Annotated in this window: 25 protein-coding genes; 18 read left to right on the top strand and 7 right to left on the bottom strand. The window is 60.9% G+C overall.

The features are described from left to right. Window positions 1-51 precede the first annotated feature (51 nt). Both AB7F49_RS26805 and AB7F49_RS26800 read right to left on the bottom strand, forming a co-directional pair. Entirely contained in the window at window positions 52-1,230 is a 1,179-nt protein-coding gene (locus tag AB7F49_RS26805) for an FAD-dependent oxidoreductase (RefSeq protein WP_428528099.1), read from the bottom strand. A gap of 35 nt (window positions 1,231-1,265) precedes the next feature. Continuing rightward, on the bottom strand, window positions 1,266-2,048 hold the full coding sequence (locus tag AB7F49_RS26800) for a helix-turn-helix domain-containing protein (RefSeq protein ID WP_428528097.1): 783 nt from the start codon (window positions 2,046-2,048) through the stop codon (window positions 1,266-1,268). Window positions 2,049-2,199: 151 nt separating this feature from the next. On the opposite strand from AB7F49_RS26800, the gene AB7F49_RS26795 reads away from it, so the two are divergent. The 6 genes from AB7F49_RS26795 (at window position 2,200) to AB7F49_RS26770 (ending at window position 9,119) form a co-directional block, all read left to right on the top strand. Then, window positions 2,200-3,183, top strand: a complete 984-nt coding sequence (locus tag AB7F49_RS26795) for a Bug family tripartite tricarboxylate transporter substrate binding protein (RefSeq protein ID WP_428528095.1) — start codon at window positions 2,200-2,202, stop codon at window positions 3,181-3,183. Beyond that, complete coding sequence (locus tag AB7F49_RS26790) at window positions 3,180-6,404, top strand: 2Fe-2S iron-sulfur cluster-binding protein (protein WP_428528093.1); 3,225 nt, start codon at window positions 3,180-3,182, stop codon at window positions 6,402-6,404. Before AB7F49_RS26795 ends, AB7F49_RS26790 begins: the two co-directional genes overlap by 4 nt. 111 nt (window positions 6,405-6,515) lie before the next feature. Further along, a complete protein-coding gene (locus AB7F49_RS26785; protein ID WP_428528091.1) occupies window positions 6,516-7,043 on the top strand; it encodes a carboxymuconolactone decarboxylase family protein in 528 nt (175 codons plus the stop codon). A gap of 64 nt (window positions 7,044-7,107) precedes the next feature. Beyond that, a complete protein-coding gene (locus tag AB7F49_RS26780; RefSeq protein WP_428528089.1) occupies window positions 7,108-7,722 on the top strand; it encodes a carboxymuconolactone decarboxylase family protein in 615 nt (204 codons plus the stop codon). Window positions 7,723-8,000: 278 nt separating this feature from the next. Further along, the gene (locus tag AB7F49_RS26775; protein ID WP_428528088.1) at window positions 8,001-8,396 is read left to right on the top strand and encodes a thioredoxin family protein; all 396 of its coding nucleotides are present in this window, start codon (window positions 8,001-8,003) and stop codon (window positions 8,394-8,396) included. Between the two features lie 6 nt (window positions 8,397-8,402). Then, window positions 8,403-9,119, top strand: a complete 717-nt coding sequence (locus AB7F49_RS26770; RefSeq protein WP_428528087.1) for a cytochrome c biogenesis CcdA family protein — start codon at window positions 8,403-8,405, stop codon at window positions 9,117-9,119. Between the two features lie 47 nt (window positions 9,120-9,166). On the opposite strand, the gene AB7F49_RS26765 is transcribed toward AB7F49_RS26770, so the two are convergent. Continuing rightward, the gene (locus AB7F49_RS26765; RefSeq protein ID WP_428528085.1) at window positions 9,167-10,066 is read right to left on the bottom strand and encodes a LysR family transcriptional regulator; all 900 of its coding nucleotides are present in this window, start codon (window positions 10,064-10,066) and stop codon (window positions 9,167-9,169) included. A 205-nt stretch (window positions 10,067-10,271) separates the two neighbouring features. Between AB7F49_RS26765 and AB7F49_RS26760 the strand changes: the two genes are divergently transcribed. Both AB7F49_RS26760 and AB7F49_RS26755 read left to right on the top strand, forming a co-directional pair. Then, window positions 10,272-10,733, top strand: coding sequence for a carboxymuconolactone decarboxylase family protein (locus tag AB7F49_RS26760; protein ID WP_428528083.1), 462 nt, complete (start codon window positions 10,272-10,274; stop codon window positions 10,731-10,733). A gap of 91 nt (window positions 10,734-10,824) precedes the next feature. Further along, window positions 10,825-11,442 (top strand): pyridoxamine 5'-phosphate oxidase family protein, encoded by a 618-nt coding sequence (locus tag AB7F49_RS26755; protein ID WP_428528081.1) that lies wholly within the window; start codon window positions 10,825-10,827, stop codon window positions 11,440-11,442. Between the two features lie 50 nt (window positions 11,443-11,492). Here AB7F49_RS26755 and AB7F49_RS26750 read toward each other — a convergent pair whose 3' ends face one another. Together AB7F49_RS26750 and AB7F49_RS26745 are read right to left on the bottom strand one after the other, a co-directional pair. After that, complete coding sequence (locus AB7F49_RS26750) at window positions 11,493-12,086, bottom strand: carboxymuconolactone decarboxylase family protein (protein WP_428528079.1); 594 nt, start codon at window positions 12,084-12,086, stop codon at window positions 11,493-11,495. 48 nt (window positions 12,087-12,134) lie between these two features. After that, window positions 12,135-12,746 carry a TetR/AcrR family transcriptional regulator gene (locus tag AB7F49_RS26745; RefSeq protein WP_428528077.1) on the bottom strand — a complete coding sequence of 204 codons (612 nt, stop codon included), beginning with the start codon at window positions 12,744-12,746 and terminating at the stop codon, window positions 12,135-12,137. Between the two features lie 295 nt (window positions 12,747-13,041). Here AB7F49_RS26745 and AB7F49_RS26740 point away from each other — a divergent pair, with 295 nt between their 5' ends. From AB7F49_RS26740 to AB7F49_RS26715, 6 genes are all read left to right on the top strand, one after another. Beyond that, window positions 13,042-14,616, top strand: a complete 1,575-nt coding sequence (locus tag AB7F49_RS26740) for a methyl-accepting chemotaxis protein (protein WP_428528075.1) — start codon at window positions 13,042-13,044, stop codon at window positions 14,614-14,616. Between the two features lie 221 nt (window positions 14,617-14,837). Further along, complete coding sequence (locus tag AB7F49_RS26735) at window positions 14,838-15,362, top strand: carboxymuconolactone decarboxylase family protein (protein ID WP_428528073.1); 525 nt, start codon at window positions 14,838-14,840, stop codon at window positions 15,360-15,362. 74 nt (window positions 15,363-15,436) lie between these two features. Continuing rightward, entirely contained in the window at window positions 15,437-16,696 is a 1,260-nt protein-coding gene (locus tag AB7F49_RS26730) for an amino acid ABC transporter substrate-binding protein (RefSeq protein WP_428528071.1), read from the top strand. 32 nt (window positions 16,697-16,728) lie between these two features. Further along, a complete protein-coding gene (locus AB7F49_RS26725) occupies window positions 16,729-17,127 on the top strand; it encodes a YciI family protein (RefSeq protein ID WP_428528069.1) in 399 nt (132 codons plus the stop codon). Between the two features lie 152 nt (window positions 17,128-17,279). After that, window positions 17,280-17,744 (top strand): OsmC family protein, encoded by a 465-nt coding sequence (locus AB7F49_RS26720; RefSeq protein WP_428528067.1) that lies wholly within the window; start codon window positions 17,280-17,282, stop codon window positions 17,742-17,744. 207 nt (window positions 17,745-17,951) lie between these two features. Continuing rightward, window positions 17,952-18,923, top strand: coding sequence for a Bug family tripartite tricarboxylate transporter substrate binding protein (locus tag AB7F49_RS26715; protein ID WP_428528065.1), 972 nt, complete (start codon window positions 17,952-17,954; stop codon window positions 18,921-18,923). A 67-nt stretch (window positions 18,924-18,990) separates the two neighbouring features. Here AB7F49_RS26715 and AB7F49_RS26710 read toward each other — a convergent pair whose 3' ends face one another. Then, window positions 18,991-19,653 (bottom strand): winged helix-turn-helix transcriptional regulator, encoded by a 663-nt coding sequence (locus tag AB7F49_RS26710; RefSeq protein WP_428528063.1) that lies wholly within the window; start codon window positions 19,651-19,653, stop codon window positions 18,991-18,993. Window positions 19,654-19,676: 23 nt separating this feature from the next. Further along, window positions 19,677-20,108: a hypothetical protein gene (locus AB7F49_RS26705; RefSeq protein WP_428528062.1), complete on the bottom strand. Its 432-nt coding sequence runs from the start codon at window positions 20,106-20,108 to the stop codon at window positions 19,677-19,679. A gap of 439 nt (window positions 20,109-20,547) precedes the next feature. On the opposite strand from AB7F49_RS26705, the gene AB7F49_RS26700 reads away from it, so the two are divergent. From AB7F49_RS26700 to AB7F49_RS26685, 4 genes are all read left to right on the top strand, one after another. Next, window positions 20,548-20,769: a hypothetical protein gene (locus AB7F49_RS26700; RefSeq protein WP_428528060.1), complete on the top strand. Its 222-nt coding sequence runs from the start codon at window positions 20,548-20,550 to the stop codon at window positions 20,767-20,769. Between the two features lie 69 nt (window positions 20,770-20,838). Further along, the gene (locus tag AB7F49_RS26695) at window positions 20,839-21,261 is read left to right on the top strand and encodes a DUF3489 domain-containing protein (protein ID WP_428528058.1); all 423 of its coding nucleotides are present in this window, start codon (window positions 20,839-20,841) and stop codon (window positions 21,259-21,261) included. Continuing rightward, a complete protein-coding gene (locus tag AB7F49_RS26690) occupies window positions 21,261-21,722 on the top strand; it encodes a DUF2924 domain-containing protein (RefSeq protein WP_428528056.1) in 462 nt (153 codons plus the stop codon). The genes AB7F49_RS26695 and AB7F49_RS26690 overlap by 1 nt, the downstream gene beginning before the upstream one ends. Continuing rightward, window positions 21,719-23,281, top strand: coding sequence for a recombinase family protein (locus tag AB7F49_RS26685; protein ID WP_428528054.1), 1,563 nt, complete (start codon window positions 21,719-21,721; stop codon window positions 23,279-23,281). The genes AB7F49_RS26690 and AB7F49_RS26685 overlap by 4 nt, the downstream gene beginning before the upstream one ends. The last annotated feature ends 138 nt before the right edge of the window (window positions 23,282-23,419 follow it).

Raw genomic sequence — 23,419 nt, 5'->3', positions numbered from 1 at the left:
CGCAGGCGTCGTGAGCGGCCCTGCAGCCATTCCGCCTCTTGTTGAGGCTATTCAACTTGAAGCGCCGCCGGTTGAGGATTTCCCGGGCAGACGCTTGAATCTGCCCATGAAGCGGCGATCGAGCCAATCTTTCCATCTCCAGACCCAGTATCCGCTGACCGTAATGCCGTTGCGCGTGCCCACCGCATACTTTTTGCCGACCGAAATGAGATACAATGCCCGCTCTTGCGGGCGGAATTTTTTAAGCCGCTGTCCGGCCGTCGCACGACGGATATTTTCCGCCAGCACGGGCCCGGCACGCACCGCATAGACGCCAGACTTCGGCAGGTTGCGCGGCTCGAACGCCATCGTATCGCCGGCAGCAAAGATCGCGTCATGACCGACGACGCGCAGATAGTCGTCGACGCGCAGGAAGCCGCTCGCGTCAACCGGAAGTCCGGTTTCAGACAGCCACTGGACCGGCGCGGCATGCGTGGCCCAGAGGATTTCGTCCGCATCGATCGGCTCACCTTGCTCCAGATACAGCCGTCCGCTTCCGACACGAACCACTTTGGCGTTCGTGACGATCCCGAAGCCGCGCGCGGTCAGAATCGTCCGAAATCGCTCCCTGAAGGTCGCAGGAAAGGCCGGCAGAATATCGGCCGTCCCGGATATCAGTGTGAATGAGAGGCCTGCCGGATCGAAACCCGCACGCGCGACCTCGAACCTCAGCCGGGCCTCGACGGACAGCAGAAGTTCGACTCCACCGGCTCCCGCCCCGACCATCGCGACATGCGTCCTCCCGCGCCGTTCCCTTGTCCGCGACAGCAGCTTGTCGAATGCGGCCAGGAGCCGGTCGATCGGCTTGATCGCGACGGCGTGCTCGCCGGCTCCCGGCACACCTGCCGTATTCGGCGCCGAGCCGATGTCGAAGGACAGGATATCGAATGGCACGGGCCCTTGCTCCTTGCAGAGCAGGCGCCGGCCGGCAAGGTCAAGCCCGGTGGCTTCATCGCGAAGCAATCGGGCACCCGCAAAATGGGCAAGCGGTCTGACATCGATGTGGGCGTCGTCGTATCGATAGTGTCCGGCCACAAGGCCGGGCAGCATCCCGGAATATGGCGTGAAAAAATCGCGGCTGACCAGCGTCAGACGGCCCCCCGGGACGGCTCTGCAACCGAAATCGCGCAGCGCGATGACATGAGCATGGCCGGCGCCGACGAGTACAACTTCCTTCGGCCGAGACACCATCGAACTGCCGCCCAACTGCGATATCAAAAGAAGGCCTACCGCCCACGCAACAGCGTCATGTATTGCAGGCCGATACTGCCGGCGATCTCCTTGAGCTTCGGGATCAGCACGCTGTCGACCTGACTTTGCGGCAATGCATCGCGCAGGAAGATCAGCGCCATCGCCGCAACCGCGGCATCGCCGGAAAAGACCGGCACCGAGATCGCACGCGTGCCCTCGATCGGCGTGTTGTAATCCTGCACGCCATAACCTCGCGACAACGCTTCGGAGATTCGGCGCCGGGTCAATTTCGCGACATCGTTTCTCTCCGAGGCTTTTTCCTGCATGAGCGCGGTACGGATGATATCTTCACGTTGCCGCGGCCTGGACCACGCAAGCAAGGCGATACCCGATGCGGAGTGCAAAAGCGGAAACCGGATATGCTCGAACCGCCGCAGACTGATCGGCGCGCTGTCGCGGTTGGACACTTCGATAACCATGTTCGCGCCTTCCCGGACCATGAATTCCGCCGGCCATTTCACGACGCTCGCAAAATCGTTGAGCATGCGGCGAATGCCCAGCGTCGGGAGGCTCTCACGGTCGACCGAGCTGAAAAGATAACGGACCTTCGGCAACAACCGGTAACCTTTATTCTCCGCCCGCTCGACATAGCCTGCCGCTCTGAGGGTATGAAGCAGGCGGACGATCGTCGCTTTCGGCAGGCCCGTCGCGTCAACCAGAACCGATAGGCTGGCCGGCGACAATTCATTGATCGCCGCTATCAGCGACAGCCCGCGCTCGAGCGCGTGAACGGTCTGCGGCGTCTGTGTACCTGCCATCCGGCGCGCTCCAGATCCCTGAATCGGCGGTTTCGCTTTTTGGTCCACTGTACGGACCTGTGGTCTATTCTGCTTTCTCTCACCCTTGTTGTGAAGTCAGTATTTCCTCAACCGCCGCGAAAGGCGGAACGGCAAGACATGGGAGGATAAAATGCGGGTCGCAGGCCCAAATCGACGGTCGGTGTTGAAAGGCGCAGCGGTCCTGCTGGGAGCAGCTGCCGCACCGGGCGCATACGCGCAGAACCAGAACGCGGTTCGTTTGATTTATCCGTTCGCCGCCGGAAGCGGCGGCGATACCATGGCCCGGATCGTGGCCGAGAAGCTGAGCGCCGGGCTGTCAGTGCCGGTGATCGTCGAAAACCGCACGGGGGCCGCCGGTCGGATCGGAGTAAAAGCCGTGGTGGGAGCGGAGCCCGACGGAACGACCCTGCTGTTCATACCAAACCCGCCGGTTGCGATCTATCCGCACTCCTACCCCGATCTCGAATACGACCCCGTACGTGACCTCACGCCGGTCTCGCTGATCGCCACTTTCGATGTCGCCCTTGCGGTGTCCTCGAAAAACGACATCAACTCGGTCAAGGAGTTGATCGCCTGGGCGAAGGCCAACCCGTCACAGGCCAATTACGGTTCGCCCGGCGCCGGTGGTCTCGGTCATTTCTTCGCGGTTATGGTCGCGACCGATACCGGGCTCGACCTCAAGCATGTCAGCTATCGCGGATCCGGCGCGGTCATGTCCGACCTGCTCGGCGGACAGATTCCGATCGCTGTCGTTCCGCTTGGCGACGCGCTCGAGCTGCATCGCGGCGGCAAGGCGCGGGTGCTTGCCACATCGGGCGTTGAGCGATCCCCGCTCCTGCCTGACGTTCCGACGATGAAAGAAGCCGGTATCAACGCCGAAGGCCAAGGCTGGTATGCGGTTTATGCGCCGGCCAAAACGCCGGCCGACACAGTCGCGCGTCTCAACAGGATCATTGTCGACGGTCTTGCGGATGCTGACACCAAAGCCAAGGTTTTGAGACTCAACATGGTCCCGCGAACGTCGTCCCCACAACAACTTGCAGCATTCCGCGACGCGGACAGCGCTCGCTGGGCGCCTGCAGTGAAAGCATCGGGGTTCAAGCCACAACAATGAAGCTGTTTTCGTACAAGGACCGACCGGTTCATCTCGGCCCCTATCCGCTGGAACGGCTGCGCCGCTCGCCGGAGCCGCCGAAGCTGGACGGCCTGCCCGCCATGCAGGCCGTTCCGTTCATCGATTCCGACAATCCGGAGTCGCTCGTCAATGCAATGACGCGCTACATCGGCATGTTCGACATCGTGCGCGACGGAGCGGTGACACCGCTGAAGGCCGAGATTCCCGACGATCCGCTGGAACGCAGTAATCACCTGAAAGCCGCCGGCTATTATTACGACGCCACAATGGTCGGTGTTGCCGCTCTGCCCGCAGAAGCCCGGCTCGACACGCCGATCCGCAACCCGAGCCTGCCTGCGCTGGTGGCCGAACTTGAGAAGGGACAGCCAAAATCATTCGCTGCAGGAATCGACGTGATCTACGCCGATGTGCTCGAATCCGCCCGCAAGACGCTCGGCCCGATCCCGCACCATACGCACGCGCTGGTTTTCCTCGTCGAATACACGAGAGATCTGTCACCGGACGAGACAGGCACCGAATGGTTCATGGACAGCCAGGCGCAGCGCGCGGGGTTGCTGGCGGCGAATACGGCGATCCTGCTGTCGAGCTATATCCGCATGCTCGGCTACGAGGCGCGTGCGCATACCGTAACGAGCAGCGACGTCGATCTGAACAAGCTGGCGGTCGCTTCAGGGCTTGCGACCATCAGCGCGGACGGCCAGGCGATCGAAAACCCTTACGTCGGACGCCGCTTCGGGCTCGCTGCCGTGACCACGACACTCGCGCTCGCGCCCGATTTCTCCCTTGCAACGCAGGGCATTGCTGACCGGCTCAGCAGCCACGGACCCGCCTGGTGGCTCGGCAAGGGGACCGTCAAGAATGCCTTCAACCGTGTGCCTTACAAGCGGCGTCCGTTCCATCTCGGCGCCTATCCATTCGAAAAGCTGAACCGACGCGACGAGACTACGACGTTCATCGACGAGCCGCGCGTGCCGCGCTTCCCCAAGCGCGCCGATTTCTTTGCCCGCGCCGTGTTCGGCGATATGGGCAAGGAGATGCAGAACAACGCCAAGGGCGGCTTCTATGTGCAGAAATCCGCCATCGGCGCGTGTGCGCGGCGGGCGCTCGGCGCACTTCTCCTGCTGCAATTCGGCGACGCGCGCGGACCGATCTCGGCCTCGGTATCCGATCCGGTTCGCAACGCTGCGAATGTGAAGGCCGCGTCCTATTACATGGCAACCGACGCAGTCGGGCTCTCACGCTGTCCGGAATGGGCCTATTACAGCCACGACGCTGCTGGCAACGTGATGACGCCCTACCACAAGAACGCGATCTCGATGCTCTACGATCAGGGGCATGAGACCTTCGAGGGCGCAAGCGGCGACGACTGGATTTCCGTGGCACAAAGCATGCGCGCCTACCTGCGCTTCTCGCTGCTCGGCGGCGTGATCGCCGAGCAGATTCGCAGGCTCGGCTATTCGGCTCGCGCGCACACGGTCCTCGATGGCGACGTGCTCCAGCCGCCGCTGCTGCTGCTGTCGGGACTGGGCGAAGTCTCGCGCATCGGCGAAGTGATCCTCAATCCGTATCTAGGCCCGCGTCTCAAATCGGGCGTGGTGACAACGGATCTTCCGTTCGCCTACGACAAGCCGCTCGACTTCGGCCTGCAGACATTCTGCAACAATTGCAACAAGTGCGCGCGCGAATGCCCATCCGGCGCCATCACCGCCGGACCGAAGCTGATGTATAACGGCTACGAGATCTGGAAATCCGACGCCGAAAAATGCGCGCGCTACCGGATCACCAACCAGGGCGGCGCCATGTGCGGGCGCTGCATGAAGACCTGCCCCTGGAATCTGGAGGGCCTGTTTTCGGAAGCCGCCTTCCGCTGGCTCGCCATGCGCTTTCCGGGCGCCGCGCGCTGGATCGCGTGGCTGGACGACACGCTCGGACGCGGCGGCATCAATCCGGTCAAGAAGTGGTGGTGGGACATCGAGCTGGACCGCGCCACGGGACAACACAAGCGCGCCAAGGCGACGCATGCGCGAGGCCTCAACCGCGATCTCGATCTGAAATACGAGGACCAGACGCTCGCGGTTTATCCTGCCGACGTGATGCCGCCGCCCTACCCCGTCCCGTTCCCGTTGAACCGTGAGGCCGGCATCGAGCGCTACCGCGCCATGCTGACGCCTGACCAGCACAAAGCACGAGTTGCGCTTGGCGAGACCGCGAACCTTGTGCCGCAATTCAAGCTGCCCGACGGACCGCCGCCGGTCCTCCCCGTGATACTGAAGAAGCGCGAAGATATGGCTGAGGACATCGCCCGCTTCGAATTCGTCGCGGCCAACGGGGGCGAGCTGCCGAAATTCGACGCGGGCGCCCATGTCGACGTGGTGATCGCGCCGGAATATCTGCGGCAATACAGTCTTGCTGGAAACCCGGCCGACAATTCCAAATATGTACTCGGTGTCCAGCGCGAACCGCAGGGACGTGGCGGCTCGCTGTTGATGTTGCGTGCGTTCCGCGAGGGGCGCCGTGTGTTCATCTCGCCACCGCGCAACCACTTCCCGCTCGACGAAACCGCGACGAAATCGTTCCTGTTCGCCGGCGGGATCGGCATTACGCCGATGCTAACCATGGCGCACCGGTTGCACGAACTCGGCCAGGATTTTGAGCTGCATTACAGCGCCCGCAGCCGGCCGTCCGCGGCCTTCATGTCCGAACTGTCGCAGGTGCCGTGGCACAATCACGTTCGGCTGCACATGAAGGACGAAGGCGCACGCGCGGACTTCGGAGCATTGTTGCCGGCCTATCAGGATGGATATCACCTGTATACCTGCGGCTCACCGCGCTACATGGACGGCCTCTATGCGTCCGCCGCCGCAAAGGGCTGGCCTGAGGAAGCGCTGCACCGGGAATATTTCACCGTTCCGGAGCCGCCGGACTACGTCAACGAGCCCTTCACGCTGAAACTCGCGCGCAGCGGCAAGCGTATCGAAATCCCTGCCGACAAACGCGCCACCGACGTGTTGGCTGAATGCGGCATCGCGGTGGATACGAAATGCTCCGACGGCATCTGCGGAGTCTGCTCGGCGAAGGTCCTGAGCGGCGAGGTCGAGCACCGCGATCACGTCCTGAGCAAGAAGGAACGGGAGCAGAAGATGATTCTCTGCTGTTCACGGGCGGCAAAGGCCGGAGAAGAGATCGAAATCGATCTGTGACGATCTGGCCGGCCCGGTCGACGGAAAGCACGTTTTGTCTGGATGAGACCAATGTCAGATAAAAATTACGAGGATCGGCAAAATCTCGAAGTGTTCTGCTGGCCGGAGCTAATGCAGATCTTCCAGCCTCTGGTCGAACTGGTCATGGTTTCGCCGAGCAACCTTTTCAGGCAACTGCGCAGCGAACTCTTCACGATGGCCAGTATCGCGGGGGGCTGTCAGCATTGTCAGTCGCATGGCGCGTACACATTGCACATGATGGGCGTCGATAACGACCGGATACGCGATATCTGGACGTTCGAAGATTCGGAACAGTTTACCGAGGCCGAAAGGGCCGCGCTCAGGCTCGCGCGTGACGCGGCCGTGGTGCCCAACGCGGTTGGGCCTGAGCATTTTGCAGACCTGCGCAAGCATTATTCAGACCGCCAGATCGTCGAGATGCTCGCGGTCATCAGTTTGGCAGGATGGTACAATCGCTGGAACAATTCCATCGCGACGGTGACGGACCAGGAGTCGGTGGACTGGGCCGGCGAACACCTCAAATCCGTCGGATGGGAACTCGGCAAGCACCGCGGCGGCGCGCACGAACAACGGCGCAAGCATCCCCGGTCGACCGACCCGGACCGGATCGAATATTAAACGACCCCGTGGATTTCCAGCCCCGGTATATCCCCTATCGCCGGACAACTCAGGAGCAGCCGACATGGATCAGAAGACCCTGCCTCAGCCGCGTCTCGCACCGCTGCCTCCCGAAACGACGCCAGAATTGAAAGAACAGTTCGAGGCGACGCAAAAGCGCATGGGATTCATCCCGAATTCGATGCTGATCATGCAGCGCGACCCGAAACTGACGCGCGCTTTCACACACATGTCGGCGGCAATCTGGAGCCCAGAGAGCAAGGTGGACCTCAAGCTGAAGCGGCTGATCTCGCATGTCGCAAGCCGCTCAGCGGGCTGCAAATACTGCATGGCCCATACCGCAGAAGGTGCCGCGAAGCTCGGCGTCGATCAGCGAAAGCTCGACGAGGTCTGGAATTACCAGACAAGCCCGCTCTACACACCGGCCGAGCGCTCGGCAATCGAGGTAGCGATCGCTGCCGGTTGCGTGCCTAACGCGGTGACCGACGAGATGTTCACGGAATTGCGCAGGCATTGGAACGACGAACAAATCGTCGAAATCATCGGCGTGATCGCGCTGTTCGGCTTCCTCAACCGTTGGAATGACACCTTCGCGACCCCGCTCGAAGACGAGCCCCTGCATTTCGGCGAAGCTCATCTGGCGGCTCAAGGCTGGGACGCCGGCAAGCATCTGCGTTGAGGCCACGCCGCGGGAGCGCCGCACAAGCGCCGTCACAAAATCGTGACCTTAATGACGTGCTGGGACGTCGCAGCGGCACGGTCGATTGTAATTGCAGGATCATATGCTTACGGACTGCTCGAGCGATTGCGCCAGCTGGCCGCGATCCAACATCCCTGTAACATTTTCGGCCGTCGAACCGAAACATACCGAGGCACAAACGCCGGGGCCGCGAGTCCCGGCGCGGTTCCATTGAAACGCGCCTGTCGAAAGAGCGGCTTTGCAAGGAAGGATCGATCATGCTGAGCAAACGTAATTTTCTGGTGATGTCGGGTCTGGTACTGGCCCTTGGATGGGCCTCTGCCGCGTCCGCGCGCGACAAGACGCCGTTCACCCCCGCCGCGTTCGAGGCGGCACAAGTTGCCGGCAAGCCGATCCTGATCGACGTCTCGGCATCGTGGTGTCCGACTTGCAAGGCGCAGGCCCCGATCCTTTCGAAGCTGCTCGGCGAGCAGCGCTTCAAGAACATGGTCGCGTTCAATGTCGATTTCGACAGTCAGAAGGACATACTGAGGCGGCTCAACGTTCAGCGCCAAAGCACGCTGATCGTTTTCAAGGGCAAGCAGGAGGCCGGCCGCTCCGTCGCAGACACCAATTCCGCGTCGATCGAAGCGCTGCTCGCGAAGTCGCTGTAAGCGCCGATGAGCGGAGCAGGTCTTGCGCTTCTTGCCGGCTTGTTGTCGGTCCTTTCACCGTGTGTGCTGCCTCTGATTCCGATCGTGATCGGGACAGCCACCGGCGAACACCGCCTTGGACCCGCGGCCCTCGCCGCAGGTCTCGCGCTGTCCTTCGTGGCGATCGGGCTGTTTGTCGCGACTGTCGGATTTTCGCTCGGCCTCGATCAGGACGTCTTCCGTGCAGTGGCGGCCGTTTTGTTGATCCTGGTCGGCGGCGCGCTGATGGTGCCGCGACTGCAGGCCGAGGTGGCAGCGTTCGCCGGTCCGATCAGCAACTGGGCTCAGGCGCAGACCGCGGAGATGTCCGGCAGTGGCCTCGGCAAGCAATTCGCGATCGGCGCGCTGCTCGGCGCGGTGTGGAGTCCGTGCGTAGGACCGACTTTGGGCGCCGCCTCGCTCCTCGCCGCGCGTTCTGAAAACCTCGGCTCTGTCGCGTTCACGATGTTTGCCTTCGGCGTCGGGGCCGCCGTGCCGCTGTTGCTGATCGGCATGATGTCGCGCGAGGCGCTGGCACGCTGGCGGGGCCGGATGCTGGCTGTGGGCAGCGGCGGCAAAGCGGCCATGGGCGCACTGCTTTTCGCGACCGGCATGCTGATCCTGACCGGGCTCGACAAGCGTCTGGAGACGATATTGGTCGAGGCTTCGCCCGCATGGCTCACGTCTCTCACCACACGATTCTAGGTGCGGCCTGATCCGGCTTGGCCCGCCGGCTCAGGTGCATTCGTCGATCAAAGCCGGGCGAGCGCTGCGCCAAGTCTCGGCGCCGCGAAATCGACGAACGCGCGAACCTTCGGTGCGACGATACGTGCCTGCGGATACACGAGATGAACCGGCCAGGGCGGCGGCACGCTGTCGTCAAGAAGCGGGACTAACTTGTTTCTCCGAATCTTCTCTTGGACCATGTAAGAGAGAGCCATTGTCACTCCGTGCCCCCTCTCTGCCGCCTCGATGGCGGCCAATGCATCGTTGATTTCGAATGCAGGGCTCAGCGCAACCCCTTTTGAGCCGCTATCTTTCCCGAAACGCCATTCGCGGCCGGACATGAGGCCCGTAAACGCAATGATCGAGTGAGATTTCAGATCGGCAGGCGCGGCAGGCGTACCTCGCCGCGCGAGATAGTCGGGGCTTGCAACGAGGAGGCGGCGCACCGCTCCGATCCGTTTGGCGATCAGGTTCGAATCCGGCAACGAACCGATCCGCACACCGACGTCGATGCCTTCCTCGATCAGACTTACGACCCGGTCGACGAGCAATACCGACGCCGTGACGCGCGGATGCTCGCCGAGGAAACTGCAAACAACCGGAGCAAGTTCCATCCGTCCGAAGGTCACCGATGCGGTGATCGTCAGGTGTCCTTGCGGTGCTGCGATTTCGCCCGCCGCCTCCCGCTCGGCGGCTTCCAGATCGGCCACGATGCGCCGCGCACTTTCAAGAAAGTGCTGGCCGACATCGGTAATGGTCAGGCTTCTGGTGGAGCGGTTAAAAACGCGGGCGCCCAGCCGGCTTTCGAGCGCAGAAATCGCCCGCGTGACCGCAGGGGGCGAAAGGCGCAGGCGGGCTCCTGCCTTGGCAAAGCTTCCCGCGTCGGCCACCGCAATGAAGGTCTGAATCTCGTGAAAACGGTCCATCTTTATTCCTCAGAAAGGAATAATGAATTTCACATAGCACATATTCTTTCAAAAATCGAAAAGGACCATGTTCCGGCCGTGCGGCGCCGAGGAGCGCCATCAACCGGAATAGGAGACTCCCATGGCTCGTGTTGCCGTCATCGATCCCCAAACCGCCACCGGCGAGGCCAAGCAAATGCTGGATGCCGTCTAGTCCGGCCTCGGCATGGTCCCGAACTTCATCCGCGCGCTCGCCAACTCCCCTGCGGCACTGAAAGCGTTTCTCGGAATTCATGAGATCGCAGGCGCCGGCGATCTGGATGTGAAAACGCGGGAGCGCATCGCGCTGGCCGTTGCGGAACAGAATGCGTGCCAATACTGCGTCTCGGCGCACACGGCCATTGGCCGCAAGGCCGGCCTCGACAACCAGGAAATGCTGGCGAACCGCATGGGCCGCTCGTCGGATGCCAAGGCGGAAGCCGCGCTCACCTTTGCGCGCGCACTGGTCGAGCATACCGGCCAGGTGAGCAAGGCCGAGTTCGACGCGGTGCGCGCGGCCGGTCACTCGGACGGTGAGATCGTCGAGATCATCACCCATGTTGCGATGAACATTTTCACCAACCTGATCGGGAAAGCGACGCAGGTCGAGATCGATTTCCCGAAGGTCGAGTTCAACAGGGCCGCGTGACCCGGCCCGATGGAGCCGAAAATCGGACCTGCTCGATCTGCCTGCGGACCAACGGTCCGCGGGCGCCTAGTCCGCCGCAAAGGATAGCGTCATGGCACATGGTTTCGCTGACATCGCCTTCACACCGGCGGTGAAGAACGTCCAGGAGCAGATGGGCAGCCGGGCATCCTATGCTCGCTTTGAGGCTGGTCCGGAGGCAACGAATCGCCGCCTGGGCGACGCCGAAAGCGGCTTCATAGGAGCCCGCGACTCGTTCTACATCGCAACGGTCAGCGAAACCGGCTGGCCCTATCTCCAGCACCGTGGCGGTCCAACGGGGTTCGTCCGCGTTCTCGACGAGACAACGATCGGCTTCGCCGACTTCCGAGGCAACCGGCAATATGTCAGCGTCGGAAACCTGACGACCGACGACAGGGTGTCGCTGTTCTTCATGGACTATGCGAACCAGAGACGGCTGAAGCTCTATGGGCGCGCAAAAATCGCCGGTCTCGACGATCAAGCGATACTGTCACAGTTGGAACTCCCGGATTACCGAGCGCGCATCGAGCGCGGCTTCCTGATCGCAGTCGAGGCGTTCGACTGGAACTGTCCGCAGCACATCACCCGGCGTCTCACGCAGGATGAGGTGCGCGCGGTGACGGCGCCGCTGACCTCACGGATCGCAGAACTTGAAGCCGCGCTGGCTCAGCCTTGCCGTCCGCAAAGCTGAAAAGTCAATGGTAGCGCCCGCCGCTGCAGGGCCTTCGCACTCAGCCGACGTCAGGTCGCGTGCTTGCCCGGACTCCAACGCGCCCGGCCGAGAATTCGCTGCGCATCGCCAATCGCCTCCGGTTCGAGCGGCGTCGCCAGGGAGTCGTTGAACCTGTTGAGAAATCCGAAAACTGCGATGACGCCGGTCAGTTCTACGATCTGCTCTTCGCTCCAGTGCGACTTCAGACGATCGAACAACTCATCCGATACCGCGTTCGGCACGGTTCCGGCGGCAAGCGCGTATTCCAGCGCCACCCTTTCCTTTTCGGAATACAGCGGGCTGTTTTCATAATCCCAGATCGCGGCAAGCTTCGCTTCGCTCACATCGAGATGGAGGGCGCCGCTCACCTGATGAGCGACGCAATACTGGCAGCCGGCCGCGTGACTTGCCATATACGCGACCAGCCGCTTGAAGCCCGCATCGACCGTGCTGTCCTTCGCCCACGCAGCGCCGATCAGCTGACCGAGCGCAAGAACCATCTGCGGCCGCCGCTGCATGATCCGCACGCTATTAGGCACGAAACCAAGGATCTTCTTGTACCCTTCAAAGGCAACTTCCAGTTCAGGCGTAACAGCCGTTTCGATCGGCGCGAGGCGTGCCATGCGATTCTCCTGGTCGATTTGAATGAAAACGCGTGATCGACAAGCGGATCACGCGCGACGAGAAGGTGCCGCCTTTCGCGGCGCGGGCCAGGCATCCATGGCAAATCGCGCCGCCTCGCGCAGCATCGCGGTATCGCCGAATACCTTGTGCACCACACCCATGCCCTTTGCCACGCTGAGGTAGAACCGCGCCAGCGCCCGCGTATCGGCCTTTGAGTCCAGCATTCGCTGGCGCTTCGCCCGCTCGAGCACGGCATGCAGCGCGCTCTCGATGGCACTCGTACTCTCCGCAACAATTCGCTCCACGGCGTCCGGAACGCTTGGACACTCCAGCGAGGTGTTGGTGTAAAGGCAACCGCGCGGACGCTTCGGGTCGCTCATCTGATCGACCAGCACGTTGAGAAATCCCGAGATTGCAAGATAAGGATCGTCATTCGACAGGCACTTGATGCGATCCCGCCCGACCGTTTCCTGATAGCGTTTGAGCGCCGCGACGAACAACCCCTCCTTGTCGCCGAAGGCATTGTAGAGGCTGCCGCGCTTCAGTTTCGTCGCCTTTTCGAGGTCGTCGATCGAGGTGGCGCCAAATCCGATGCGCCAGAACGCGAGCATGGCGCGCTCCACAATCAATTCCTCGTTGAACTGCCTGACACCGACCATCCGAGAAATCGTCCGCTCTGAATTGCCCTGCAGCCGAACTGCGCGGTCACGTTCTTGTGTTGTGTTAGGCCGGATTGCCCTTACAAATCAATCCCTTTGTCAATATTTTTGAATACCCGTACCAATATGTTCGGATTCGGTCCGTCAAGGCACACTTTTCCAAGACTCGGAGCTTACCGGGGCCCGGCGCATGTCATCTCCGATCAGCGGGCCGCCACGCAACCGCCGAGTTCTCAGGGCAGCCTGCCGCACCTTCGTTGAGCAAACGTCCATATCGCGGTGGATGCTCATTCTTGTGGCACTGGCCCTTTGCGGGTACGCCGCACTTTTCTTTGTGTATTACGCGACCACACAGGCGCACCGCGACAGTCTTCGCGCAAACTCGACCTACATCGAATTCGAGCGGCATATTCGTGATGCTGCCGCCAATCAGCAGATCGCCCTGACCGCGAGCCTGTCCGACCGTGCTGTGGACTCCGGGCTTGCGAAAGCGGCCGCTATCCGTTTCGTCGATTTAGCCCGGTCTGCGGCTCAGACTAATACCGTCCCGGCATTCCAGGAGCACTTTCAGTCGATACTGTCCGGTGTGACCATGATCGAAGACTCGCTGTCCGGACCGGAAATCAACCTCGACCGCTTGCGCGATGGGCTACGGTCCGCCCAGCAGGCTCTTGACCTGCTGGTTCTCATCGCCGGCGAAGGACGCAAGGCAGAATGGGACAACTTGATGGAGGGCAGCCACTCCAGCCTCTTGATCCTATTGGCGCTCATCGGCGCGTGCGCCTTCGTCGTGGCGGCCATGGGGTATCTGATCGCGGCTCATATCAGGCGCACCTTTTCAAATGTGATCCGCATCAATTCGTGCATCGCCGACGGAGTTACCGAGGTGGACATTCCCCGGGGCCACGATCGTACTGAAGCGGGCCACATGTATGCGACGCTGCAGCTGTTTCGCGAAAATGCTACAGCCCGACACCGGCTCGAAGCCGCGGCACGAGACGAGGCCGCCGCCCGCGCGCGCCGCCAACAGTATATCGAGGCTCAGATCGCCCGGTTTCGCGACCGTGCCCGAGAAATGCTGACCGCGGTCGCCTCCAATATGTTCGAAATGCGGACGACAGCACAAACCTTGACCCGGACCGCTGAAGAAACCCCCGGCCGCGCCAACGCCGCGGCGGCCGCTGCCGATGACTCCTCCTGCAACGTGCAGGCAACCGCCTCCGCAGTCGGTCAGCTGGCGGCATCGATCTCGGGCATTGCCGCTCAAGTCATTGACGCAAGCGCCGCGGTCAACGATGCGACACAAAGCGCGAGAACAACCGACGCACTGGTGGATACGTTCGTGGACGCGGCCCGGACAATAGGAAAGATTGTCGAGACAATCAGAGGGATAGCGGAACAGACAAACCTGCTTGCGCTCAATGCCACGATTGAGGCAGCCCGGTCCGGAGACATGGGCAAGGGCTTCGCGGTCGTTGCCAGCGAAGTGAAGTCGCTCGCACATCAAACCGCGGGCGCGACCAATGATATCGCAAGTCAGATTTCCGCGATTCAGCAAGCGTCAGAGGCGTCTGCCGAAGCCATCAAGACGCTCGCCCAGAGTGTCGAGCGGGCGCACCTCTTCGCAATGTCGATCCGGGACGAAATCGAGACGCAGCGCGCCGCAACGAGTGTAATTTCGCACAATGTTCAGCGCGTCGCCTCACAGACCCAAATGGTGGCCACCAACATGAGCGGCGTTACCGTGTCGGTTGACGCGACCCTGCAGTCAGCCGCCATGATGGAACGCGCTTCCACCGCCGTGGTCGCCGAGACCGAGGCCCTGCGCGAGACAATCAATAACTTTCTCGAGGACGTGGCGTCGGCCTGATGCCTTGATTGGCGTCGCCGCAGACCCCTGCACTTCCACCCGGCACCCAATGGGCGGGGCCAAGCGCCGCGCGCGCCCTCGCCTTCGCCCCACAGTATATGAAATTAATCTTTGACTATTCATACCAACATCGGCCAGACTGACGATAGTGGGCTCGGTGAGAGCAGCGGCTGTCCGCGCCGCAAACTTTCGGCGCAGCACAGCAGGCAGGAGGCAACGCAGTGACCAAACACGACTTCAGGCTTCATACCCCCGACACAGCGCCGGACGCCGCGCGCGAATCCCTGGCGCAGGTCAAGCAGCGTTACGGCCGCGTTCCAAACTTCTTCGCGGTTGCAGCGGAGTCTCCTGCAGCGATCTCGGCTTACCTGTCGCTGGGCAAGATTTTCGGCGACAGCGGCTTGAGCCCAGTCGAACAACAGGTCGTCATTCTGGCGGCGAGCGTGGAAAACAAGTGCGATTATTGCGTCGCCGCACACAGCCGAGGCGCGAAGATGGTGGGGGTGCCGGATGAGGTAATCCAGGCACTCCGGGACAGGACGCCGCTGAAAGACGACAAGCTCGAAGCGCTGCGCCGGCTAACCGCTCAGATCGTCGACCGGCGGGGCTGGGCTTCCGACGACGAAATCCGGAATTTTCTCGGCAAGGGCTACTCGAAGTCGCAGCTGCTGGACGTGATTGTCGGGGTCTCGATGAAGACGCTCAGCAACTACATCAACCACATATCGGACGTGCCGCCCGAATAGCGGTGTCCCGCCTGCTGACCGGAATGGTCAAATCAAAACGAAAATAGCGCAGGCCGATCACAAGGGAGGACAACATGAGCGACATACGCTGGAGCCGCCGTTCGTTAATGACCCTGGCGATGACTGCCCCACTGGCGGGCGGCCTGCTACGGAACGCCGGCGCCGCGGAGCCGATCAAGATCGGATTCAGCATGGGGCTGACAGGCGCCTATGCCGGCAACGGCAAGGCAGCGCTGCTCGCAACTCAGATGTGGGCGGAAGACCAGAATGCAAAAGGCGGTCTGCTGGGTCGCCCCATTCAACTGATCTTCTACGACGATCAGAGCACACCATCGCTCGTTCCCGGCATCTACACGAAACTGTTCGACATCGACAAAGTCGATCTCGTCATCTCCGGATACGGCACCAACATCATCGGTCCCGCCATGCCGCTGGTGATGGGACGCAATATGGTCTTCATGTCGTTGGCAGGAATCGAGGTGAACAAGACTTTCAATTACCCAAACTATTTCCAGATCTTTCCCTTCGGTCCCAATGCCAGCCTGACCTTTGCACAAGGGTTCTTCGAAGTTGCAGCCGGAATGGATCCAAAGCCACGCACGGTCGCTATTTCGGTCGCGGATTCCGAATTCACGCAAACAGCCGGGCTCGGTGCTCGACATTGGGCCAAGAAGTTCGGCCTGAAGACCGTCTACGATCAAAGCTTCCCGCCGAGTCAGGTTGACTTCTCTCCCATCCTGCGTGCGATCCAAGCGACGAAGCCCGATATCGTCTATATCTCGTGTTTCCCGCCCAACTCCGTCGGCATCGTGCGCGGTGTGCGTGAAATCGGGTTCAAGCCGATGCTTATCGGCGGCGGGATGGTGGGTCCGCAATACGCCTCGGTAAAGCAGCAACTCGGCCCGCTTCTCAACGGCTTTGTCAATTTTGAGACGTTCGTGCCCGAGCCGACCACTGAGTTTCCTGGCGTCAGAGATTTCCTTGCCCGTTACAAACCGAAAGCCATCGCAGCCGGGGTCGACGCGCTTGGGTATTATCTGCCACCGTTCTCCTATGCCGGGATGCAGATCCTGACGAACGCAATCACCGCGACCGGCGGGCTCGATCAGCGCAAGATCGGCGATTACATCCGCAAGAACGTCCATAAGACAATCGCCGGCGAAGTCCGCTTCGGTCCCGATGGCGAATGGCTGAACTCACGAGTCATGCAGGTGCAGTACCAGAGCATCAGCGGAAACGACCTCCCTCAGTTCGAGAAGGCCGGCACCCAAGTCATCCTCTATCCGCCCGCTTACAAGTCGGGGACCTTGCAATTTCCCCTGCCGCAACCGTGACGCATCGCGGGATGAACCCAGGAGAGAATGGGATGTCTGATCAAAGCGTGCCTGCTGCCGATATCATTGCTCTGTCCACAGAAAAGGGCTTTCTCGCCAAGCAGCTCTACGTGGTCTTCACGACGCCCATAGACGGCATGGGCCCAGTCATGCAGAACATCGAGGCGCATCTTGTGTTCCAGGAGTCGCTGCAGCAACGCGGGATCATGTTTGCCGCGGGACCGCACTGGAGCGACAACGAGACCTCCTGGGATGGCGACGGCATGGTCGTCATCCGTGCCGGGTCGCTTTCAGAAGCCCGCGATATCGCTGCTACCGATCCGATGCACGCAAACGGGGCGCGCAAATTCACCGTGCGCCCGTGGCTGATCAACGAAGGCACGGTCACCATCAAGCTCTCGTATGCCGGCAAGACATTCGAACTTCTATGATCTGACCCGGGCCACGCGAGACGTGCGTTAGCCGTCGCGGTCTGGGTGCGGAGCGCCGATCTCCTGATGTCGCGCGCACTTCGAACGAAGCACCACAACCTGCCGTCCTGATGTGACGGCGGAATTGCCACACCGCAGGGAGTGAGAAAAACATGGCCGTCGTGAAGGAAAAGACAACCGTAACGCAGCGGCTACATGCGGAATGCCCGACGCATTCGCGTACCGAGGTGGTCGTTCGTGACGTCAGGGCGGTCATCGATGAGCCCAAGGAACGCGATGGGACCAACATGGGGCCGACGCCAACCGAAACGCTGATTGCCGCGCTCGTCGCGTGCACGAACGTGATTGGTCATAAATGCGCTCATAAGCACGGTGTCGATCTTGCGAGTATGTCGATCGACGCTGAGACCGTCTTCGATCGTCGCGGGACCCAGTTGCTGGAGGAAGTCGACATTCCCTTCCCGAGGATTCGCTTGGTCATCAACGTGACCACGAACGCAAGCGACGACAGCCTCGAACGGGTAAAGACCGATCTGCATCGCTTCTGCCCAATCGCCAAGGTCATTCGCAACTCGGGCACCCAGATTGAGGAAGTCTGGAATGTGACGCGCGGGTGAGTGTCGCGTCCAGCATCGGAATGACGGCATAATGCCCCTGCTGTTGGCCTCGTTTCTCGACCACAACGCCCGGATCGAAAGCGGCACGAAACAGCGGCCCGGAACTCTGCGCGCAACACGGAGGGAAGCAACTCGAACTGCTTCTGCATGAACATCTTTTAACAAGCGATCGCCACACAAAGACGAGAGCGGCCAGGGGAGGAGAACATGCGTTCCACTCGCGTGTTATATGTCGCCATCACGATCCTGCTTGCAAACGGCGCGGGCGCGCTTGCGCAGTCCTGGCCGTCTCGGCCGATTTCAGTCGTCAGTGTTTTCAGCGCGGGTAACGCAACCGACACCGTCGCCCGGGTCGTACTCGACTCGGTCGCGAGAGAGCTCGGTCAGGCATTTGTTATCGAGAACCGCCCGGGCGGCGGCGGCACGATCGGAGTGGCGGCGGTCGCGAAAGCCGAGCCCGACGGCCACACCATCCTCTTGCACGCTTCGACCTTCAGCTCCCAGGTCGTCATGCACAAGACTCTGCCCTACGATCCCGTCAACGACTTCACGCCGGTCGTGCTTTTCGGAAGCCAGCCGCTTGTTCTGGTTGTCGGTACGTCGAAGGGATTCAAAACGGCCGCAGACCTCGTCGCCGCTGCCAAAGCAGCGCCCAGCTCGCTCAATTTCGCTTCCGCCGGAGTCGGAGCGACATCTCATCTTGCGGCACTGCGCTTCATACGTGCGGCAGGAATCGACGTCCAGCATATTCCGTTCCGCGGCCCCACCGAGGCATTCACCGAGGTGATGGCCGGACGCGTGGACTTCTTCTTCCTGCCGATGGCACCGGCGATCAATCTCGTAAAGCAGGGAAAGATCGTGGCGCTCGCGGTAAGCTCCGTGAAGCGGGCTCCGGCCTTGCCGGACATCCCCACCACCTCGGAAATCGGCTATCCGGACGCCGCCTTTCAGTTCTGGGCCGGGCTGTTCTTACCCGCCAAGACCCCGCGCACGATCGCCGATAAACTTCACGCCGCGACGATGCGCGCGCTGAGGCTTCCGGCAGTGAGTTCGCGTTTGTCCGAAATGGGCGTCGAGCCCCTGCCGATGAGCGTCGATCAGTTCGGGACGTACTTTCGCGACGATCTGGCCGCCACCGTCAAGCTCGCCAAAGAGGCCGGTATCGGGCCAGCAAACTGACGTCGGAGTTCTTTTATGCGAACGACACACTTTGATCCGTGTCGCGCTTCGAAGCGTTAGTCTTGGATCAGCGATGCCTCTCGCTGCGATCGAAGAAGCGCGGAAGCATCCGCGCAATTCTTAGTGATCCTTCTACCGTGGCGCGTTTCTCCGCCATCGCTCGTTCGAGCGGAAGCTTCAGCGAAATGATCGGCAGAAACACATCGAAAGTGGTCTCGATTATGGAGCTACCTGGCCCGTCGCTTTTGGTGATTGTCGTGCCGGCTTTACCACCTTCGATGAGAAAGCTTGCAACAGCGGCCTTATGTTTGATGCGCAGGACGATTTTATGCGCCGGCGTCGGCGTACGTCGCGCGCTGGCATCAAGCGCGAGCAGCCCCCAGTCGGGATCGAATTCGTCATCCGGGCGCATTGGAAAAATGAAATGCCCACCCCAGCGGATCAGCTCTCGGATAGCGGGCTTAAGGCTTTGTCCAATCGGTGTCAGCTCGTAAACCTGCGCATTGAACGGCGGCGGCAGGTCCACGCGTCGCACCACGCCGCTCTCGATCAGGGTATTGAGCCGCGTCGTCAGTACGGTAGGGCTGACGCCAGACAGGCGGTCACTTAGATCACTGAAGCGCTTCTGGCCGAGCAGGAGCTCGCGGATGATCAGCAGCGTCCAGCGTTCGCCGAGGATCTCGGCCGCGCGGGCGAGCGCGCAGAATTGGGCGTAGCGGGTGCCACTCATACCGATATCACCGTGGCGGCCCCTCAGTCACGATACGCCAGCGCGATCAAAGGACCGACGAGCGCAAACTGGACCAGCGTGAATCCCGTTTCCAATAGCATGTAGGTTGGCACGGATGTCATGACGTTCTTTGCGGCCACAGCCAGGGTGGTGAACGACCACGAAAGCACTGCAAGCGCCAACCCATAGCGAACCCCATTCCGGAGCCAGGCGCTACGGCCAGCAAAAACGCGCGGATAGACCCACGAGAAGACCACGCCCTGGATCAGCATCGACAGGAGGCCGAACGGGATAATGACATCACCTCGATACATGGCGAGATCGCGGTAAACCGGCGCGAAAATCACCAAATGCCAGACATAGCCAATTGGAAAAGTAGGCACGACATAGGCGGCAACGCCGAGCCAGAATGCCCTGGCAGTTACTGGACGGTTCAACGCTTGGGCGAGGGACATCCGCGGCTCCTTTTGCGCGCGCTTAACAAACTCTGGTGGGCGCTAGGCGCGCCTTGGGCACGAAAAAATATCTTCCAATCCTAAATACTAGGCGGCGACTTATGCTTGGCCGCCACTGCTCTTCTAAGCCCATGAGATTCAGCTGATGCTCGTCCGATCGATTATCTACTAAAATAATAGTATCGTATTTCAATTACGGAGTAAATGTCTTGGCCGAGGGCCGAGCCGCGCCCCATACGTCCAATTCCGGTGAGGATTTCTAGGCCGGCTGCCTGGCAACCTACGATAAGGAAAATGCTAGCGGACAGAGCTGCTTGCACCCGCTGTTTCGGCCATCTATCCAAATGATCGGCTACCTGAGAAAAGAGCAATAAGATTGCTCACTATTCGCTCGACTTCCGCGCGCAACAGAGCGTGTCTGGTGGCGAAAGGAGCCGCCATGGACGCCACAACCCTCACCCCAACCTTGGTGATGCAGCTTGTTTTGATTCGAGAACGCCTCGATCAGGCCGCCGGTTTGGGGCAAGCAGCCGAAGCTTGCGCGAAAACAGGCAATATCGGCAAAGCTATCGAGATTGCGCTTGATATCGAACAACTGACCTATGAGGTGAACACGCTCCTCAACGCTGCAAGCCTGATGAATCGAATCTGCCGCCAATAGGCGCAACACGTCAATCTCCTCCCTCCCCGCCAGCGCCTTCGGCCTCTGCGGGGCTGCGGTCGTGGCGGCATGTGCCGTCGCAAACAGGAGACTCAGATGGTCAAACGAAAGGTCAATAACGGAAAGAAGGGGACGCCGGTTCGGCCAGCAAACAAGAATAAAGACCCCCGGAAAGCGGCCAAGCCCAAACCACGGACAGATTCCAAGCAGGCCGAAGTAATCGGCATGTTGAGCCGACCGCAGGGCATCACGATTCCGGCCATTATGAAGGCGACCGGATGGCAGCAGCATTCCGTGCGCGGCTTCTTCGCTGGTGTCGTGCGCAAGAAACTCGGACTCGCGCTTCAGTCCGAGAAGAAGGAGGGAGCGGATCGCATCTATCGCATCGTTGCCTGCAAGCCCCAGACGTCCAGCAAAAGACCCGCAAAGGCTATGACTGCTCGGAAAGCTACCAAGAGCGCCCGGCCGTCCGCAGGCAGTCGGGCTCTTTGATGTCCAGCCCCGTTGATACAGCGATCGAAGCCGAGATTGATCGGCTTCGATCCATGCCCAAGGCCGAGCTGCGCGTTCGTTACCGGGCGCTCTTCAAGTCCGATCCACCGAAAGCATTCGGACCCGATTTGCTGCGGCGAAGCATTGCTTACCGCATTCAGGAACAGGCGTATGGCGGACTGGATCCAGCGACGCGGCGCCTCCTGAACAGCCTGATGGCCCAGCAGGCCAAGAGCAAGGATGGCCGCATTGTCATCCCGCGCCGGATCAAGTCCGGCGCGGTTCTGGTACGAGTCTGGAAAGACCAGAGCCACCGCGTCATGGTGCTCGAGGACGGCTTTGCCTATGCCGGAAAGACCTATGCGAGCCTCTCCGAAATCGCCCGGCTGATCACCGGTGCTCGCTGGAACGGTCCGCGCTTCTTCGGGCTGCGGTCCGACAGCCGGGAGTCCGAGAAATGAAACGGAGCGCCTCGAAGACCACCGGCGCCAAGGTGTTGCGCTGTGCGGTGTACACCCGCAAATCCACAGAGCATGGCCTGGAATTGGAATTCAATTCCTTGGACGCGCAGCGCGAGGCCTGCGAGGCCTATATAAAGTCACAGGCTTCCGAAGGCTGGGTCTGCCTGCCCAAGCAATATGATGACCCGGCCTTCTCGGGCGGCAATCTCGAGCGCCCTGCCCTCAAACGGCTACTCAAGGACATCGAGGCCGGATTGATCGATGTGGTGGTGGTCTACAAGATCGACCGCCTCACCCGCTCGCTTTCCGACTTTGCCAGGCTTGTTGATATTTTCGATGCGCATTCCATCTCGTTCGTCGCCATCACGCAGCAGTTCAACACCACCACCTCGATGGGGCGGCTCACCCTCAATATCCTTCTCTCCTTTGCCCAGTTTGAGCGGGAGCTCGCCTCCGAGCGGGTACGCGACAAGGTTGCCGCCTCCCGCAGGAAGGGGAAATGGATGGGCGGCACCGTGCCGCTCGGATACGATGCCAAGGATAAGAAGCTCGTTATCAATCAAACGGAGGCCAAAATCGTCCGAACGGTCTTCGAGCGCTACGTCGCCCTGAAATCCGTACCCCGGCTTATCGCCGAACTCGACCGCAAGGGCATCGTCACCAAGGCGCATCAGCTCAAAGGCAAGGTCATCGGCGGCATACCGTTCAACTACGGGACCGCCCTTCACGTTCTAAAAAACCGCATCTATCTCGGCGAGACCGGGCACGACGGAAAGTGGTTTGCTGGCGAACACGAGCCCATCCTCGACCACGAAACATTTGATCGCGTCCAGGAGATCATGAAGGGCAACGCCGTCAAGCGATCCAAGCGTCGGACCGAGTCAGGCGCCCTTCTGACGGGGTTTCTGTACGATGACCGCGGTAACCGCATGAGCCCGACCTACGCCATCAAGAAGGGCGTCAGATACCCCTTTTACGTCAGCACTGCGCTGCTGAAAGGGCGCAAAAACCAAGCCGGCACAATCTCGCGCATCTCGGCAACGGAAATCGAAACAACTACGATCACGATGCTACGCAAGCATGCCCAGAACGCTCGCGACGATAGTGCCCTGCCCCCACGCGAAATGATCGAACACCTCGTCTATCGTATTGTCATCCGCTCTAGCAAGGTCGTCATCGAGCTCAAGAAGGCAGCCTCGCAGGACTCCCCATCCTCCCTCGAGATTGCTTGGCCGGGACCGACAAAGGGCGGATCGTCTGAGGCTATCGAACCCGCAGAGCGTTGCGCGGCTGGCACCGGCCCTGGGCAATCTAAACCGGAGCTCGTGCAGGCTGTGGTTAGGGCTCATCTGTGGTTCAAACAGCTACAAGACGGCACTTACGGATCTATTGAAGAGCTAGGACGCGCAGTCAAAATGCATCCGAAAAGCATACGATCCGAGCTACGGCTAGCGTTTCTAGCACCGAAAATCATAGCAGGAATCGTCCGCGGCAACCATCGAAGGACAACTTCGCAGGAATTGGACCAAGCAGCCGGAAGTCCGGCGTGGAAAGTCTAGACACTGAACACCGAGGCTCATTTCCGAATACGTAATGAGCCCGACTGAACACAAGATTACGCATCTGAGATCAGTCCGAACTCGCGTCCGGCTCCGGGACGCGGCTTGGACCAGCGACCAGACCGTTATGTGCGGCCT

Source organism: Pseudorhodoplanes sp., assembly GCF_050250235.1.
Taxonomy (GTDB): Bacteria; Pseudomonadota; Alphaproteobacteria; order Rhizobiales; family Xanthobacteraceae; genus Pseudorhodoplanes.
Note: the sequence above shows the minus strand (reverse complement) of the source record. Positions and strands in the feature narration are given on the sequence as shown.

Bases quoted from the DNA above. Each gene is read 5' to 3' on its own strand.
- AB7F49_RS26805 (WP_428528099.1), bottom strand. From the start codon at position 1,230: ATGGTGTCTCGGCCGAAGGAAGTTGTACTCGTCGGCGCCGGCCATGCT.
- AB7F49_RS26800 (WP_428528097.1), bottom strand. From the start codon at position 2,048: ATGGCAGGTACACAGACGCCGCAGACCGTTCACGCGCTCGAGCGCGGG.
- AB7F49_RS26795 (WP_428528095.1), top strand. From the start codon at position 2,200: ATGCGGGTCGCAGGCCCAAATCGACGGTCGGTGTTGAAAGGCGCAGCG.
- AB7F49_RS26790 (WP_428528093.1), top strand. From the start codon at position 3,180: ATGAAGCTGTTTTCGTACAAGGACCGACCGGTTCATCTCGGCCCCTAT.
- AB7F49_RS26785 (WP_428528091.1), top strand. From the start codon at position 6,516: ATGCAGATCTTCCAGCCTCTGGTCGAACTGGTCATGGTTTCGCCGAGC.
- AB7F49_RS26780 (WP_428528089.1), top strand. From the start codon at position 7,108: ATGGATCAGAAGACCCTGCCTCAGCCGCGTCTCGCACCGCTGCCTCCC.
- AB7F49_RS26775 (WP_428528088.1), top strand. From the start codon at position 8,001: ATGCTGAGCAAACGTAATTTTCTGGTGATGTCGGGTCTGGTACTGGCC.
- AB7F49_RS26770 (WP_428528087.1), top strand. From the start codon at position 8,403: ATGAGCGGAGCAGGTCTTGCGCTTCTTGCCGGCTTGTTGTCGGTCCTT.
- AB7F49_RS26765 (WP_428528085.1), bottom strand. From the start codon at position 10,066: ATGGACCGTTTTCACGAGATTCAGACCTTCATTGCGGTGGCCGACGCG.
- AB7F49_RS26760 (WP_428528083.1), top strand. From the start codon at position 10,272: ATGGTCCCGAACTTCATCCGCGCGCTCGCCAACTCCCCTGCGGCACTG.
- AB7F49_RS26755 (WP_428528081.1), top strand. From the start codon at position 10,825: ATGGCACATGGTTTCGCTGACATCGCCTTCACACCGGCGGTGAAGAAC.
- AB7F49_RS26750 (WP_428528079.1), bottom strand. From the start codon at position 12,086: ATGGCACGCCTCGCGCCGATCGAAACGGCTGTTACGCCTGAACTGGAA.
- AB7F49_RS26745 (WP_428528077.1), bottom strand. From the start codon at position 12,746: ATGGTCGGTGTCAGGCAGTTCAACGAGGAATTGATTGTGGAGCGCGCC.
- AB7F49_RS26730 (WP_428528071.1), top strand. From the start codon at position 15,437: ATGAGCGACATACGCTGGAGCCGCCGTTCGTTAATGACCCTGGCGATG.
- AB7F49_RS26725 (WP_428528069.1), top strand. From the start codon at position 16,729: ATGTCTGATCAAAGCGTGCCTGCTGCCGATATCATTGCTCTGTCCACA.
- AB7F49_RS26720 (WP_428528067.1), top strand. From the start codon at position 17,280: ATGGCCGTCGTGAAGGAAAAGACAACCGTAACGCAGCGGCTACATGCG.
- AB7F49_RS26715 (WP_428528065.1), top strand. From the start codon at position 17,952: ATGCGTTCCACTCGCGTGTTATATGTCGCCATCACGATCCTGCTTGCA.
- AB7F49_RS26710 (WP_428528063.1), bottom strand. From the start codon at position 19,653: ATGAGTGGCACCCGCTACGCCCAATTCTGCGCGCTCGCCCGCGCGGCC.
- AB7F49_RS26705 (WP_428528062.1), bottom strand. From the start codon at position 20,108: ATGTCCCTCGCCCAAGCGTTGAACCGTCCAGTAACTGCCAGGGCATTC.
- AB7F49_RS26700 (WP_428528060.1), top strand. From the start codon at position 20,548: ATGGACGCCACAACCCTCACCCCAACCTTGGTGATGCAGCTTGTTTTG.
- AB7F49_RS26695 (WP_428528058.1), top strand. From the start codon at position 20,839: ATGTGCCGTCGCAAACAGGAGACTCAGATGGTCAAACGAAAGGTCAAT.
- AB7F49_RS26690 (WP_428528056.1), top strand. From the start codon at position 21,261: ATGTCCAGCCCCGTTGATACAGCGATCGAAGCCGAGATTGATCGGCTT.
- AB7F49_RS26685 (WP_428528054.1), top strand. From the start codon at position 21,719: ATGAAACGGAGCGCCTCGAAGACCACCGGCGCCAAGGTGTTGCGCTGT.